The sequence below is a fragment of the Bacteriovorax sp. As-1 genome, assembly GCF_058446905.1.
Window position 1 is genome coordinate 3378220 of the sequence record NZ_CP184341.1, and the last position, 14331, is coordinate 3392550.

16 protein-coding genes are annotated in these 14331 nt (G+C 42.5%); 3 read left to right on the plus strand and 13 right to left on the minus strand.

Annotated features, from left to right (window positions below; all coding sequences use genetic code 11):
- A complete protein-coding gene (locus ACN20O_RS17165; protein WP_491635451.1) occupies positions 1-1257 on the minus strand; it encodes an isochorismate synthase in 1257 nt (418 codons plus the stop codon).
- Positions 1257-1982: a bifunctional demethylmenaquinone methyltransferase/2-methoxy-6-polyprenyl-1,4-benzoquinol methylase UbiE gene (gene ubiE, locus ACN20O_RS17170; protein WP_491635453.1), complete on the minus strand. Its 726-nt coding sequence runs from the start codon at positions 1980-1982 to the stop codon at positions 1257-1259. The genes ACN20O_RS17165 and ubiE overlap by 1 nt, the downstream gene beginning before the upstream one ends.
- 142 nt (positions 1983-2124) lie before the next feature.
- Here ubiE and ACN20O_RS17175 point away from each other — a divergent pair, with 142 nt between their 5' ends.
- Positions 2125-3111 carry a polyprenyl synthetase family protein gene (locus ACN20O_RS17175; protein ID WP_491635455.1) on the plus strand — a complete coding sequence of 329 codons (987 nt, stop codon included), beginning with the start codon at positions 2125-2127 and terminating at the stop codon, positions 3109-3111.
- Here the strand turns inward: ACN20O_RS17175 and ACN20O_RS17180 are convergent, their stop codons facing one another.
- The 10 genes from ACN20O_RS17180 to ACN20O_RS17225 form a co-directional block, all read right to left on the minus strand.
- A complete protein-coding gene (locus ACN20O_RS17180; protein ID WP_491635457.1) occupies positions 3112-4002 on the minus strand; it encodes a C1 family peptidase in 891 nt (296 codons plus the stop codon).
- 98 nt (positions 4003-4100) lie between these two features.
- Positions 4101-4751: a hypothetical protein gene (locus tag ACN20O_RS17185; RefSeq protein WP_491635459.1), complete on the minus strand. Its 651-nt coding sequence runs from the start codon at positions 4749-4751 to the stop codon at positions 4101-4103.
- Between the two features lie 58 nt (positions 4752-4809).
- On the minus strand, positions 4810-5352 hold the full coding sequence (locus ACN20O_RS17190) for a hypothetical protein (protein WP_491635461.1): 543 nt from the start codon (positions 5350-5352) through the stop codon (positions 4810-4812).
- Positions 5353-5503: 151 nt separating this feature from the next.
- Positions 5504-7093, minus strand: coding sequence for a lysine--tRNA ligase (lysS, locus tag ACN20O_RS17195; RefSeq protein ID WP_491635463.1), 1590 nt, complete (start codon positions 7091-7093; stop codon positions 5504-5506).
- Between the two features lie 31 nt (positions 7094-7124).
- Positions 7125-7334 (minus strand): hypothetical protein, encoded by a 210-nt coding sequence (locus ACN20O_RS17200; RefSeq protein WP_491635465.1) that lies wholly within the window; start codon positions 7332-7334, stop codon positions 7125-7127.
- Positions 7335-7360: 26 nt separating this feature from the next.
- A complete protein-coding gene (locus ACN20O_RS17205; RefSeq protein ID WP_491635467.1) occupies positions 7361-8071 on the minus strand; it encodes an ABC transporter ATP-binding protein in 711 nt (236 codons plus the stop codon).
- Positions 8068-8841 carry an ABC transporter ATP-binding protein gene (locus ACN20O_RS17210; RefSeq protein WP_491635469.1) on the minus strand — a complete coding sequence of 258 codons (774 nt, stop codon included), beginning with the start codon at positions 8839-8841 and terminating at the stop codon, positions 8068-8070. Before ACN20O_RS17210 ends, ACN20O_RS17205 begins: the two co-directional genes overlap by 4 nt.
- Positions 8841-9716, minus strand: coding sequence for a branched-chain amino acid ABC transporter permease (locus ACN20O_RS17215; RefSeq protein ID WP_491635471.1), 876 nt, complete (start codon positions 9714-9716; stop codon positions 8841-8843). The genes ACN20O_RS17210 and ACN20O_RS17215 overlap by 1 nt, the downstream gene beginning before the upstream one ends.
- A 9-nt stretch (positions 9717-9725) precedes the next feature.
- Positions 9726-10622: a branched-chain amino acid ABC transporter permease gene (locus ACN20O_RS17220; protein ID WP_491635473.1), complete on the minus strand. Its 897-nt coding sequence runs from the start codon at positions 10620-10622 to the stop codon at positions 9726-9728.
- A gap of 2 nt (positions 10623-10624) precedes the next feature.
- Positions 10625-11755 (minus strand): ABC transporter substrate-binding protein, encoded by a 1131-nt coding sequence (locus ACN20O_RS17225; RefSeq protein ID WP_491635475.1) that lies wholly within the window; start codon positions 11753-11755, stop codon positions 10625-10627.
- A 240-nt stretch (positions 11756-11995) separates the two neighbouring features.
- Between ACN20O_RS17225 and ACN20O_RS17230 the strand changes: the two genes are divergently transcribed.
- A complete protein-coding gene (locus ACN20O_RS17230; RefSeq protein WP_491635477.1) occupies positions 11996-12256 on the plus strand; it encodes a hypothetical protein in 261 nt (86 codons plus the stop codon).
- 61 nt (positions 12257-12317) lie between these two features.
- Positions 12318-12854, plus strand: a complete 537-nt coding sequence (locus tag ACN20O_RS17235) for a hypothetical protein (RefSeq protein WP_491635479.1) — start codon at positions 12318-12320, stop codon at positions 12852-12854.
- A 43-nt stretch (positions 12855-12897) separates the two neighbouring features.
- Here ACN20O_RS17235 and ACN20O_RS17240 read toward each other — a convergent pair whose 3' ends face one another.
- The gene (locus ACN20O_RS17240) at positions 12898-14091 is read right to left on the minus strand and encodes an exo-beta-N-acetylmuramidase NamZ family protein (RefSeq protein WP_491635481.1); all 1194 of its coding nucleotides are present in this window, start codon (positions 14089-14091) and stop codon (positions 12898-12900) included.
- Between the last annotated feature and the right edge of the window lie 240 nt (positions 14092-14331).

Consider the following 14331-nt stretch of genomic DNA (forward strand, 5'->3'; position numbering starts at 1 on the left):
CTAAATGACACTCTTGTTGATGACCTTTATAAAAGGCTGCATCTTCACACCTGTTTCAATCCATTCTTCCTCGGCCTCTGAGCCAGGAACAATTCCCGCGCCGCCATAGACAGTAATGGTTTTTTCTTCAATCAAGGCAGAGCGAATGCCTACGGCAATTTCTGAAAACTCTTGTGAAAGAACACCGACAGGAGCGGCGTAGTAGTATCTTGGGTCTTTTTCAATTTCTAAAATTTTATCCTGGGCCTCTTTGTATGGAAGCCCGCCGACAGCTGGAGTCGGGTGCAGAAGCGAGATAATTCGAAGAGCGCTGGTGTCGTCTTTTAAAACGCCCTTTATCGTCGCCTGACGGTGCTGGATGTAAGGCAGTTTCATCGTAAAGAGATCAGAGATTTCGAGATTCCATAACAAGGGAGAGAGTCTTCTGGAGATTTCTTCTGTGACGATTCCGTGTTCGCGTATCAGTTTATCTGAAGAGCGCAGTTCTTCTTCGAGAATTTTATCGTGAGCTTCATCTTTTCCCCTGGCAATACTTCCGGCAAGAGAAATAGTCTCCAGTTTTTTCCCCTTAAGAGTAAAAAGCCTCTCGGGTGTAAAAGAGATAAAAGCTTTGTGGTAATGGAATTGGTGATAGATAGAAAAGTGCGAGCTTTGTTTGTTAGCTTCATAAAGCTCTCTAAACATCACCAGCATTTCAATCGGTTCGTCGTAAGAGAAAATCTTTTTTCTTGAAAGGACGATTTTCTCAAGCGTTTTTCTTGAGAAAAGATGATTTGCTGCTGAAATCATCTGGGACCATTCATCACTCTCTGGTTTTTCTTCATACGAAGTCCAAGGTCCGACAAAAGACTCCCAAACATTGTGATTGAAAATAATATTACTTGGGCTAGGGGACTGGTACTCAAGGGAGTTGTACACAGTAAGTGTGACGATCCCTTTTATTTTTACAAAACACCACTCCGGTAAATAAACTAAAGCATCCTGTCCTTCTTCGAAAAGTCCCTGGTACACCAGGTGCTCTTTGGGATGTGTGGCAATAAACTGGTCGATCTCTGAAGGGGGGAGAATTTTGGATTTCCCTAGCCCAAGAAAAGTGAAATCCTCTTCTTTGGATTCGTAGAAAAAAATCTCTTCAGTGGCGGCAAAAGGAAGCAAGTCGATAAGCGGAAACTCTGGGAATGAAAACAGAGTTTTTTTCTGACTCACTCCCAGATCGATATATGTTAGTTCCTTGTCTAAGAAACTATGAGCACTCATTACTTCTTATCACCGATGTAAAGTGTCGCGATTCCAAATGTTAGAGGGATCATTTTTAGATCCTGGAATCCAGCGTTTCTCATAAGTTTTAAAAACTCTTCTCCGTAAGGGAAGTCTTCAACGCTTTTATTTAGGTATGTGTAAGCGTCTTTGTGTTTAGAGACAATGTTTCCAACGAATGGAAGCAGGTGTCTGAAGTAGAAGAAGTATACGTTTCTTACGATGAAGTTTGTAGGGATTGAAAACTCCATGATCATCACGCGTCCGTCTTTTTTTAGTACGCGGTGAATGTCGTGAAGTGATTTTTGTGGGTCTGAGAAATTTCTGATCCCAAAAGAGATTGTTGTTAAATCAAAAGCGGCGTCACCTGAAGGGATATTCACACCATCTCCCAGCATTAGGAAGATTTTTTTATCCAGGCCTTTCTTTTTAACTTTCTCAATTCCAATGTCGACCATTCCTTTTGAAAGATCGATACCAGTAATTTTTTTAACTCTTGGGTCGGCCACTAACGTCAGTGGTACATCTCCTGTTCCTGTCGCCAGGTCCAGAGCATTGATGGAATCTTTCTTTGGCAGATGCTTAAGCATTTTTTTGCGCCAGTAAATATCAATTCCCATCGATAGGGTGTGGTTTAAGAGGTCGTAGGTCCCGGCAATTTCGTCAAAAATTTTGTAAGACTCTTTCTTTCTAGCACCAAGTTCCTGATTCGTTTTTGTGTTCATTCTTTCCCCTTATTTAGGTGTCCTTTTTACCTTAAACTTCATACACATAGCAAGTTTAGGATTTACTTTAATTTAGACATTTGTTAGGCTGTCGCCCACAGGACATAACCTCTCCATTCGCTGGGGAGCTAGAAGGTTTGTAATGATTAACGATTTTCTCGAGGCGCTCCCAAAAGAGGCCCTTGAGGGTTCAAAAAACATGGATTTGCAGATTCGCTCAGTGAATGCTCACGGGGCGATTGACGCCGTTCTATCTCAAACCGTTCTCAGAGGCGGAAAAAGACTTCGCCCGCTTTTAACTTTCCTTATGGCCCATTTGTTTAGAGTGGATTTCAAGACAGTTACCCCATATGCCAGGGCCACTGAACTAGTTCACGCCGCATCACTTTCTCATGACGACGTTATTGATAATGCGACAATGAGAAGAGGAAGCCCTTCAATAAATATTCTTGCGAGCAATAAAAAAGCTGTTTTAGCTGGGGATTACCTCCTTTCTTCAGTCATTGTTGACCTGACGAATGCCGGGAATCTGGAGCTTGTGCGCGAAATGTCTCTGGTGATTAAAGATCTCTCAGAAGGTGAGTGGCTGCAACTGGATTTAATCGATGAGCGCAACTACACCCGCGAAGTCATCCGCGAAGTCGCTGAGAAAAAAACATCTTCGGTTATGAGTTACTGTTCAGTGGCACCGGCCGTTTTAAGTGGTGCTTCGAAAGAAACAGTTGAACTGTGCCGCGAGTTCGGAAGACGTTTAGGTTTAGCCTTCCAATTAATTGACGACACTCTTGATTACTCAGGAGATTCACTCAAAGATCAGGAGTTGGATTTAAAAAATGGCATCGTCAACGCCGTTGTTTATGAGTTACTTGAAAATAACCCGGAGTTGTTTGCTCGTTTCAAAGCGGGAGAAAACTTAAAAGATGTGGTTGATGGCGTAGCTTTTAAACCATACGTTGAAAAAATCTCTCAAGAAGCTCATGCCCACTTGGCAGAGGCCAAAAATATTCTTGATAAACTTGAAGTGATTCTTAAAGAAAAAGCAGAGTACAAAAACAATGCGACTGACTTAAAAGAAAGAATCAATGGTCTTGAGCTAATCATTTCTTTCATGGCGCTAAGACAGCACTAGTTAGCGTTTTTGCAGCCAATTGATCTCATACATATTATTTTTTAGAGTGTCTCTTGGAACCCAGTAGTTTCCACTGGTGCATTTCACCGTCGCGCGCCTTGGGCATCTGTCGCCCCAGCTATTTTTGATTAAGTATTCACATTGACCATTGTCTGGATTTTTTCTTCTGCCAATAATCGTTGAAGAGTGGTTGGCCTCTACTCCCTGGTAATCCGCAGGACTCATAATGAGATCCACATCGTAGGCCACGGCAGCTGGAGCTTTCTGAGTTAAAAGCTGATCCAGTTTATCCATCATCTGTGTTTGAGAGAAGTTCTCAATCGCCCTTGTTCCCACGCCGTATTTGTTTTTAAATTGATGGCGTTCACCGCAAGTGACATCGAGTAAGGCCGCCATTTTTTTATCGCCAGAGAGTTTGTTTAAAATTTTAATGACCTTATTGGAAAGATCTTTAAAAGGTTGCTGATCCCGAAGCCCGTGTTCACAAATAGTCTGCACCAATGTTTTGTCAGGATCAGATAATTCTTCCACCATCGCACTTAGTTTTTCCCAATCTCCACCAGTGTAATTAGTCTGCGATTCGAGGCACAGTCCTTTTCCTTGAAGTGAAACAATAAGAGCAGCTCCGTCGTTTCCTCCAACGTCAGTGTATTTTTTTATCTCTTCATCGCGAATGGCCGGATGATTGTGATACTGCAAGGCCACATCATAGGCAGAAAGTGGAGTCTCTTCAAATGTTGAAAGAAGATCAGCGGCCGTCCATGCAAAACACCAGTTGAGATTGCCCTGATTGTTGTTTTTAGGCATGTATTTCGTCTCCACCATCACATCAGTGCAGTCGAGGGCCATGGCCTTAAAAGTGAATAGAAGAGTAAAGAGAAGCGCTCTCATAGTACGCTTATCGGTTGTTTAGAGGAAGGATTAAAAGAGTCGGACAATTAAAAAGGCCCGGTTTCCCGGGCCTCGTTCGTGCTATAAGTGCTTTGTTTTTATAGTCTACAAGTCTGACGACCTTTGATGTCGCGTGAACAGTAGTTCAGCGCCTTTCTACAAGCTTCACCTCTAACGTCTGATCCAATAGGACCTGTGTGAGAAGCATTGTATGACTGGATAAAAAATCCTGCCGGATCGTATCTGTTAGCTGAACAAGTTTCAGTTGTTTCACGTGGTGGACGTGGGTATGGATATCCTCCGCCAATTCCTCTTGTGACACAACGGCGTCCGTTAGCATCTCCTCTTTGAAGTTCATACTGACAGAATTGTTCTGATTGTCTGCAAGCTTCCCATTCGCTGTTTCCTGAACCAGAAAAACTTCTAACAGTGTTTCCGTACCAGTCTACCAGATCAGTTGTACACATGATGACAGATGTTGGTGGAAATGGAGGACGTGGGTTAACAGGTCCATCATATTTCATTTCACAGTTGGCATCATAGTATCTGCCTTGAGCTCTTCCGTTTGAAAGGGCATTGCTGCAGGCCCAGTTAGCGTCGCTACATGCAGCGTCTTTAGAGTATGAAGAATAACGAGTGTGTGTCTCGAATTCATACCCGTAACGGTCTTTGATGACGAAAGTACAAGTTTCACCTGCAAAGCTTAGGCTTGCTAGTGAAAGAAGAAATAATCCTAGTAGTGCTTTCATTCTTTTTTCTCCTGTTGTTGTTGTTTGTTGTTATGTTCTCGTTCTCTTTTAACTTTTATTATCTCGGGAAACGTGGAGGTCTTGGTGGTTTTGGGTCCACTGGACGGCTTGGTTCACGTGGGTCACGAGGGTAGCTTGGCTCTCTCGGGTCACGTGGATAGTGTGGGTCACGAGGATAGCTTGGCTCTCTTGGATCACGCGGATAGTGTGGCTCACGTGGGTAGTGAGGATCGCGCGGTGGATTTGGGTAAGTTGGGTATGATGGGTAACTTGGATACGATGGATAAGAAGGATAACTAGGGTATGACGGATACGAAGGATAGCTCGGCGTGTTCGGGTATGATGTCGATGTTGATTTCACCGAACATTGAGCATAACGATAATAGCCTCTTGATTGATAGTCAGAGAGTCTAACTGAACAATCATACATAGCATCGTCACAAGCTGCGTTTGTAGAGTATGACGATCTTGTGAAAGTGTCGTACTCATAAGTGTAGCTTCCAGAATATTCACGAATCACTGTCGTACAGTAATCAGCGCTTGCAGAAAATGAAATTAGTGATAGTGCTCCAAGCACTAAAGTCTTTAGTGTCCCTTTCATCTTATTTACTCCTCTAAATAAAAATTCCTTCTGGGGGATTTATCTGAGTATTTGGGATTTTACAAACGACAGTCAGCACGAAATATGCAAAAGGACCGGTTTCCCGGCCCTTTGTAAGTATTTTTTCTACGCTTTTAGCTAATCAGTTTCCTTATGGCACCAGTAATCTTGAGACTCTCTCAAGACCAATAGTTCTGATGAAGCCCGCAAGCTTTGGACCTTTCTCTAGAGAGATGAGTTTCTTGTAAAGAAGAGTGAAGACGGCCATTGGCTCTAATTCGTGCGCATGGATCATTTCATACATTTTTTCGTGAAGAGCTTTATCTTCACTGATGTTGTTAAATTCTGCTTTTAAATAGCCGTTTAGGTCGTTTAAAAAGGCCGTTTCTTTATCTGTTAAATCCATCTTCACAGGTTCTTTGTTCAGTGAGAATTTGAATTCATCTGGAGCAGAATTTTCAATCCAGTAAGCAGCTCTCACTGCACGTTCCTGGAATCTTCTTTCATCGCGTTCATTTTTGATTTCGTTGTTGTAGAAACCGCGAGCGCGTTTGACATCAAGGTCATTGATTTGAAGCACGTTACATAGGTGACGGAACGCTGGCTGGAAAGGCATCGTCGCCGGACGCTCGCCAATTTGCGAAAGTTCATAAACTCTCTTTGCCATCGCAACCTTTTTTTCGTTACCTGGTTCAAGATCGTAGGCCATTCTCTCCATTCTATCGAAGTCTTCGTAGTTTTTGATAACGTCTAAGTCGAATGATAGACCGAAGTCGATGTTTGTCTTATAAGACGCAAAAATCCAACGAACCATCTCCGGCTCATAAACGTCAAGGACGTCATTTACCGTTACTAAATTTCCTTTAGAAGAAGACATTTTACCGCCCATCCCTTTAATAGAAACGAAGTCGTATTGCAGATACATTGGCGCTTTCCATCCGTAGACGTCAGCTACAATGTCTTTTGCAGTTGTAAATGAACCACCTTGAGACGAGTGGTCTTTTCCACCTGGCTCGAAGTCTACTTTTTCTACTGACCATCTCATCGGCCAGTCCATACGCCATGGAAGTTTTGCTCTCGATGTTGTGTCGAGGTCAATCGATCCAGTGTGCTTACAGTCTTCAGCATCACAACGATACTCTAAGTTTTTTACACCGTCGTATTTTGTTGCTGTGGTTTTATCTCTGTTACATTTTTCACAGTAAACAGAAACCGGCATCCAGCTTTCTGGAAGCGGTTCAGATCTCCACTTGTTGAGAATGCCTGCGATGACATCTTTTTTAGCAAGTGTAAGTTTGATTTGGTCTTTGTATCTTCCAGCGCGGTACTGATCTGCTTGGTAAATTGGCTCAAGCTCAATCCCCATTTTCTTTAACTGAGCTTCAAAAGAAGCTTCGTGGTGAGCAGCGTATGATTTGTGCTTGCCGAATGGATCTGGAGTATCAACGATTGGTTGGAATAAATACTTGGCCAGCTCATCTTGTTTTGGAAGGTTTGCTGGAACTTTTCTAAAAGTATCGTAGTCATCCCAAGAGAAAATAAAGCGCACTTTTTTTCCGCGCTTCTTTAATCCACGGGCCACAAGCTCAGTTGTCATTACTTCGCGGAAGTTCCCGAAGTGAACAACACCAGAAGGAGTGATCCCTGATGCTAGTGTGTAAGTTTCTTTATCTTCCTGGCGGATAAGTTTATCGGCCGTAAGATCTGCCCAGTGAACAGCGTCGTTTAGTGCTTGAGACATAGTCTATTGTCCTTTTTATCTTTGTGTATTTTTAATCAAGTCCAAGGCGAGCTTTTAGGTCGTCTTGTGTGAGAGTTCCTTTTTCAACTTCAGTATTCACGATAACCAGAGCGCGCTGGTATGTCGGACGCTCTTCCGCGATACAAAGTGAAAGATCGATGTGCTTTTGATTTTTTACTTCAGACCATTTCACGGCCTTTCTTAGAAGCGTTACCGCTTCGTCCAGAGTCATGTTTGTCATGATGATTTACCCTAAATTAGCGCCTCTTAGCTTCCTAAGTAGGCTTTCTTGATTTCAGGGTTAGATAATAATTCACTCGAAGCACCCTGCAAAGTGATTTCGCCATTGGTAAGAACATAAGCGCGGTGAGATATTTTCAGCGCAAGATTCGCATTTTGTTCAACCAACAAAATGGTCATTCCCAGTTGGTTAATTTCAGTGATGGCCTTAAAAATAGTTCCCACCAGAATAGGCGCAATTCCGAGTGACGGTTCATCGAGAAGAAGAAGTTTTGGTTTACTCATGTAAGCACGAGCAATCGCAAGCATTTGCTGTTCTCCACCTGAGAGAGTTTGGGCCAGTTGGTTTCTGCGCTCCAAAAGCTTAGGAAAGAGGTTGTAAACAAAATCTAAATCTTTTTTGATCTCTGCCGTGTCTTTGCGCAGGTACGCACCCATATCCAGGTTTTCTTTGATGGAAAGATTGGCAAAAATCTGGCGGCCTTCCGGCGATTGAGCAAGCCCTAAAGCCGTGATGCGATGAGCAGGGGCGCGGTCGATTTTTTGTCCGTCAAAAATAATCTCGCCCGATTGCGGTTTTAGGAGTCCAGAAATCGTGTGCAGGGTAGTGGTTTTTCCCGCCCCATTGCTTCCTAAAATCGTGACGATTTCGCCTTGATTGATAGAAAGAGAAATATTTTTTACGGCGTGAATATTGCCGTAATAGGTGTTGATGTTTTTTAGTTCTAACATGCTCATACACCCTCCAGGTCTGCGCCCAGATAGGCCTCAATAACTTTTTTATTATTCTGAATTTCAGTTGGAACACCACTGGCAATCAGGTTTCCGTAATCCAGAACATGAATTCTCTCGGCAATTTGCATAACGAGGTTCATGTCGTGCTCAATTAAAATAACTGAAATTTTAAACTGCTCGCGGATAAAACGAATGAGGTTTGAGAGCTCTTTCGTTTCTGTCGGGTTCATTCCGGCCGCCGGTTCATCTAGTAAAAGAAGTTTTGGTTTGGTCGCTAGAGCGCGGGCCATTTCCAGTTTTCTCTGGGCACCGTAAGGTAAATTTTTGGCCAGGTAATCTTTTTTATCATCGAGATGAAAAAGTTTTAGCAGTTCAATTGAGTCTGCTTCAATTTTCTTTTCTTCTTCGCGGTATTTTTTGGTTTTAAAAATCCCGTCAAAGAACGAGTAGTTGATTCTGGTGTGGCGGGCGATTTTAATATTGTCGATCACCGTCAGGTTGTTAAAGAGCCTGATGTTTTGAAACGTTCTGGCGATCCCTAGATCAGTGATGGCCGACGCTTTTTTTGCATTTACTTTTTGTCCGTCAAAAGTCACCGAGCCTTCTGTCGGTGTATAGATTCCAGTGATGGTGTTAAAAAGTGTCGTCTTTCCCGCGCCGTTAGGCCCGATGACGGCAATCAAATCGTTTGTTCCAACAGAAAACGTCACATCTTTTACGGCAGTCAATCCACCGAATCTCATGGTTACATTTTTAACTTCTAAAAGAGACATTAGGCCGCTCCTTTAGTGAGTTTGCCTTTTTTAAAAGAAAACTCATGAGGTCCAAAAATTCCCTGAGGACGTGTGAGCATCAGGATGATCATAAGCGCAGAGTAAATCGACATTCTCCATGTCGAGATGTCTGAGCCGATAAATTTTAAGACTTCCGGTAAAAGTGTCAGGATAACAGCTCCGACGATTGAACCAGTCACTGATCCTTGTCCACCTAAAATCACCATAACAAGAATACAAACACTCCACATAAAATTGAAGTTATTTGGGTGAAGGAATTGTTGGTCGTGGGCCACTAAACTTCCGGCGATCCCCGCAATGCCGGCGCCGATAATGAAAGAGAAAAGTTTGAAACGAAAAAGGTTAATCCCCATCGTTTCAGCGGCGATTTCATCTTCGCGGATAGAAATAATTGCGCGACCAAAGGCCGATTTTTTTAAGTTCAACATAAAGATAGTGACGATAACTGCGATACCCCAAACCCAAAAACCATTAGTCCATTTAGGAATGTTGGTAAAACCGCGAGGCCCGCCAATACTTTCTGTGTTCATGATAATAATGCGAAGGATTTCACTAAATCCAATAGTTGCGATAGCGAGGTAGTCACCTTTTAAACGCAGGCATGGCACTCCAATTAAGAGCCCACAAAGAGCAGCGGCCGAAAAGCCCACGCCCATACTGATAAGCATATTTAGAGCAGGGTGAAGAGGAAGCGCGAAATAAACGCCGTAGACCGCACTGGCATAAGCGCCTACGCCCCAAAAACCTGCGTGCCCCAGTGAGAACTGGCCGCAGTAACCGTTGATCAAGTTAAGGCTTAATGTCAGCGTAATGAAAATCCCTACCAGGGTCAAAATCTGTAAGTAATAATCCATTCGTTTTTCCTAAACCTTTTCCTTCACGTTTTTGCCCAGAATTCCTCCTGGTCTAATGATCAGGATAATAATGAGAATAAAAAACGCCACTCCATCCCTGAAGCTTGATTTATATAACCCGGCCACCATGTTTTCAGCGATACCTAAAATGTATCCACCTAAAGCAGCACCAGGAATCACTCCGATCCCGCCGACAACGGCAGCAACGAAGGCCTTAAGACCTAAACTCATTCCCATCATAGGCTCGACTGACATCGTGTAGCCCATGAGGATTCCGGCAAGACCCGCAAGGGTTGCTCCCAGAAAGAAAGTGAATGCGATAATTCTATTGGTGTTAATTCCCATAAGTTCAGCGGCCTTCAAGTTAAATGAAGTCGCTCTCATGGCCACTCCGATTTTTGTGAAGTGAGTAAGCCACCATAGGAAAGCTAAGATTGAGAGAGTCAGGGCAAAAATAAAAATCTGAATGTTTGAAACACTGATTTCACCGAAGTTGTAAATGACTTCTGTGAAAACCGGAGGAACTGTTTTTGGATCAGCTCCAAAAACTAACTGGCCTGTGTATTGGAAAAAAAGTGAAGCCCCAATCGCCGTAATCAGCGCCGGGATTCTTCCTTCATTCCTAATGGGCCTGTAAATAGCGCGCTCGACGATTAAAGCGACAATCCCGGCTCCCAGCATGGAGGCGATGATGGCCACTGGCATCGGCAGGTTCATCTTCAAAGCGAAGTAACCACAGAATGCCCCGAGCATTAAGAATTCGCCGTGGGCGAAGTTAACTAAACGGATGATCCCATACACCATGGTGTAACCCAGGGCCACGATCGCATAGAGCGAGCCCTGGGCAATACCATTGATTAAGTATTGAAGACAATCCCATAAAAAATAGATTGTGTTCTGACTCATTATTATGGGTTCACTCTTGAGTGGAAAACGTACCCAGAAGGTGTTGCTTCAAGAACAACAGCAGACTTCGTTGGGTTTCTGTCTTTATCAAATGTGATTGTCCCAGTAATTCCCTGGTACCCTTTAGTTGCTACAAGAGCAGCGCGAATATCAGCAGGTTTTGTTGATTTTGCTCTTTTAATAGCGTCAGCAACAATTCCTAGAGAGTCGTATCCAAGAGCAGCGAATGATCCTGGTTTTGATCCGTAAACTTTTTCATAATCTTTTACGAAGTTTTGTACCACTGGTGATTTATCATCTGGAGCAAAGTGGTTAGAGATGTATGAACCTTTTACTGCTTCTCCAGCGATTTCGAAAAGTTTTGGAGAATCCCATCCATCACCACCAAGGAATGGAACGTTGATTCCTTGAGCGCGAGCTTGTTTTAGAAGAAGACCAACTTCAACGTAGTAGCCTGGAACGAATACGAAGTCAGGGTTGGCCCTCTTAACTTTTCTAAGTAGAGATTGGAAATCTGTATCCTTAGCAGCGTAAGTTAATTCTTCAGTTGATGCCATTTTTCCACCCAGCTTTACGAAGCTTTCAGTGAAGGCCTTAGCTAAACCTTTAGAGTAGTCAGATGTGTTTTCAATAAGTACTAGACCTTTTGTTTTCTTCAGGTTTTCAACAGCGAATTTCGCCATTACTACACCTTGGAAATCGTCAGTGAAACAAGAGCGAGTGATATAGTCACCAACTTGAGTTACTTTTGCGTTTGTTGCAGTTGGAGTGATGAATGGGATTTTTGCTTCCTGAACGATTGGAGCAGAAGCTAGTGCAAGAGATGAAGTAGGAGCTCCGATCATGACAGAAACTTTATCTACTGAAAGAAGTTTTCTTGTCGCGTTTGTTGATTCAATTGCTTCAGACTTGTCGTCTTCAATGATCAGGTCGAATTTTTTTCCGCCCGCCATTTTTTTCATTTTTTCGTAAGCTAATTTAATACCGTTTGCATTTTCCTGGCCGAAAGTAGCAGTTGCACCAGTCATAGGTGAAACAACTCCGATTTTAAGGTCAGCAGCAACGGCAGAAGTCGTAAGCAGTAGGAACATTGATGTTGCCAACAATCTGTGTGGCCCCGATCTCATTTTCATTAAGCACTCCTTTGTAAAATGAAGTAGATGCATTTTGTCGATTAATTGTTTAACAATAAATACGGTAACATACAGGATCACGTTGTAAAGAAATTTACACGACAATTATTTAGATGACATAACTCATTAAAATGGCAGAGTTTTTTGATAAAGTTTAGGACAGATGCTTACCAGCAATATACTCAGTCTATGTTTTAAAAGGTGAGAAGGCCTTTTAACGAAATCGAGGATGGTAGCACAATGATGAATAAAGAGGATTTCAAACAGATCCTGATTAAACAGTACTCCGAGGTCATTGAGGAGATTATTGTTGAGAGTGAATCAGTTTATCGGTCTCAACTGGATTTTAATGAGCTGGACTACAGAGTCAGAAGCTTAATCCAAGCTGCTAGAGTCGACGGCCTTGAAGAAGGCATTATCTGGGATATTTTAGAAAGAAGAGTTCCTGATTACTACAACTTTGCTATGAGCGCGGCTTATGGCACTAAAATCGCTGCTTAATTTCTTAACATTTCAAAATTAATTTCTTATAGTGCCTCCACCATACTTTGGAGGCACTATTATGAAATTTCTAACTCTATTAGCTCTTGCTTTCTCACTTAACTCTTTTGCTGACACAACGATCGAGAGAACTTTCGATGGTAAAAATGCTGTTTGCCAAATTAAAGGCGACGTAGGCAGACGCGCTTATACAGCGACAATCGAATCTGAAAAACTGGTTGGTAACAACCGCGAGCTTTCACTTAGAATCCACCTGTATAAATGTGCTGAAACTGACAAGGGGCTTGCTCTGGTAAAGACTACTCCTTCTGAAGTGACTCACAGTTATGTTCTTCTTCCAAACGGAGAGCTTGGACAGACAAACAATACTGTTATCTGGGCAAAGTTCTTCCTTACTGACAAAAACGAAAATCTTCTTGGTAAATCAGACATCAACTTGAGTTATGATGATGTTGTTTTAACTTATACAATCGATAAAAACATCGATAGCGCTTTTGTCCGCGCGACATTTAAAAATTCAGTAGAGCTTCCAACTGGTGAAGTTCTCAATGATATTTTTGAATACTACGGTGGATTTGTTATTAGATTCGCAAAATAATTCGCAAACAAAAAAGGCTCCCTCGGGAGCCTTTTTTGTTTGTCTATTTATATAGAAGAATTCCTTCTCTTTGATTTAAAAACTTTTCGTGTCCCACCGTCTCAAGCTTCTGTAGCTCCGAATAAGACCCCAGGTTATTGACCCAATGTCTGATAGTATCCGTTCCGTTAATTAGATCGATGGCCAGTTTATGGAACTCGTATTCATACGGCTTGCTGTGGAATTCAAATTTATCTCCCAGCTCGCGCTTGAATTCGCGGCAAAGCATTTGTGAAACACTCCACGACTTAAATTTTGCATTCACTGTCGGATGGATATGAATCCCGCCGCAGTTTTGGCCTTGATGCTTTTGGAATGTTGGCAGAAAGATAATAGGGCGTAGGTTAAAGCCTTCTGTTAGCCCTTCTTCATTAAAGCGCTTCATCACTCGCTCGCAGAATGAAAAGGCTTCAATTCCCGGGTATCCGGCGATCTCAAGCGCTCTGGTTGTTCCTCTTCCTTCAGAAACGTTTGTCCCTTCAAAAAGTACAGTTCCGACAAATGTGATGGCCCCTTCCATGGTTGGAAGGTTTGGCGATGGAAGAACCCATGGCAGACCTGTATCTACCCAGTACATATCTCTTTTCCAGTTAGTCATCTTTACAACTTCTAAGTGGCAATCTGTTTTTAAAACATCTTTTCCAAACATTCCCACTTCTCCCATCGTCAGCGAGTGGCGTTGAGGAATAGGGTAGCGTCCTACGAATGACTCATATCCAGGTTGAAGAACAGTTCCTTCAATCATCTCTCCTCCCACTGGATTCGGGCGGTCTAAAACGACCAGCTTGATGTCGCGACCAGCGCATTTTTCCATGATTAGTGAAAGTGTTGAGATATAAGTGTAAACGCGCGTTCCAACGTCTTGCAGGTCGATAATTAATGTATCGAGACCTTTTAACATTTCGTCAGTCGGGATCCTTGTTTCAGAGTAAAGTGAGTACACCGGAATTTTAAAATACGGGTGAACGTAGTGAGCTGTCTCCATCATGTTGTCTTGAACGTCAGTCACAAATCCGTGTTGAGGCCCAAAAAGTTTTGTCAGGCGAGACCCAAAAAGTTTTTGCAGGAGAATAACCCCTGTATTGAAATGAGAGTCAATCGAGGCGCTATGGCAGAGATAGCCGATATTTCCTTTGATGCTATCTTGAAGAGATTTTTCATTCACTAATCGCTCAAGACCAGTCACAACTTTTGTCATATTAAACTTCCTAGATTCCTTGCAGTTTTGCTTAGATTTTTAATACTTTAATTTTGGTTGGGAGCTGAATTTTTGTAAAGATAAAAGAAAAAACAAGATAATATCCGAGGGAGATGCTTAAGTAAGACAATGAAAGAATTTGCAAGGCATTAATGTCACTTCTTCGGGAATCTCATCATTGAAAACGCCTGGAGAAAAAGATACTATTTTCCCTAGAGAAACACACTCACGAAACACAAC

Coding starts and splice junctions, on each gene's coding strand:
- ACN20O_RS17240 (WP_491635481.1), bottom strand. CDS start 14,091: ATGACAAAAGTTGTGACTGGTCTTGAGCGATTAGTGAATGAAAAATCT.
- ACN20O_RS17180 (WP_491635457.1), bottom strand. CDS start 4,002: ATGAGAGCGCTTCTCTTTACTCTTCTATTCACTTTTAAGGCCATGGCC.
- ACN20O_RS17200 (WP_491635465.1), bottom strand. CDS start 7,334: ATGACAAACATGACTCTGGACGAAGCGGTAACGCTTCTAAGAAAGGCC.
- ACN20O_RS17175 (WP_491635455.1), top strand. CDS start 2,125: ATGATTAACGATTTTCTCGAGGCGCTCCCAAAAGAGGCCCTTGAGGGT.
- ACN20O_RS17220 (WP_491635473.1), bottom strand. CDS start 10,622: ATGAGTCAGAACACAATCTATTTTTTATGGGATTGTCTTCAATACTTA.
- ubiE (WP_491635453.1), bottom strand. CDS start 1,982: ATGAACACAAAAACGAATCAGGAACTTGGTGCTAGAAAGAAAGAGTCT.
- ACN20O_RS17165 (WP_491635451.1), bottom strand. CDS start 1,257: ATGAGTGCTCATAGTTTCTTAGACAAGGAACTAACATATATCGATCTG.
- ACN20O_RS17230 (WP_491635477.1), top strand. CDS start 11,996: ATGATGAATAAAGAGGATTTCAAACAGATCCTGATTAAACAGTACTCC.
- ACN20O_RS17185 (WP_491635459.1), bottom strand. CDS start 4,751: ATGAAAGCACTACTAGGATTATTTCTTCTTTCACTAGCAAGCCTAAGC.
- lysS (WP_491635463.1), bottom strand. CDS start 7,093: ATGTCTCAAGCACTAAACGACGCTGTTCACTGGGCAGATCTTACGGCC.
- ACN20O_RS17215 (WP_491635471.1), bottom strand. CDS start 9,716: ATGGATTATTACTTACAGATTTTGACCCTGGTAGGGATTTTCATTACG.
- ACN20O_RS17235 (WP_491635479.1), top strand. CDS start 12,318: ATGAAATTTCTAACTCTATTAGCTCTTGCTTTCTCACTTAACTCTTTT.
- ACN20O_RS17205 (WP_491635467.1), bottom strand. CDS start 8,071: ATGAGCATGTTAGAACTAAAAAACATCAACACCTATTACGGCAATATT.
- ACN20O_RS17225 (WP_491635475.1), bottom strand. CDS start 11,755: ATGAAAATGAGATCGGGGCCACACAGATTGTTGGCAACATCAATGTTC.
- ACN20O_RS17210 (WP_491635469.1), bottom strand. CDS start 8,841: ATGTCTCTTTTAGAAGTTAAAAATGTAACCATGAGATTCGGTGGATTG.
- ACN20O_RS17190 (WP_491635461.1), bottom strand. CDS start 5,352: ATGAAAGGGACACTAAAGACTTTAGTGCTTGGAGCACTATCACTAATT.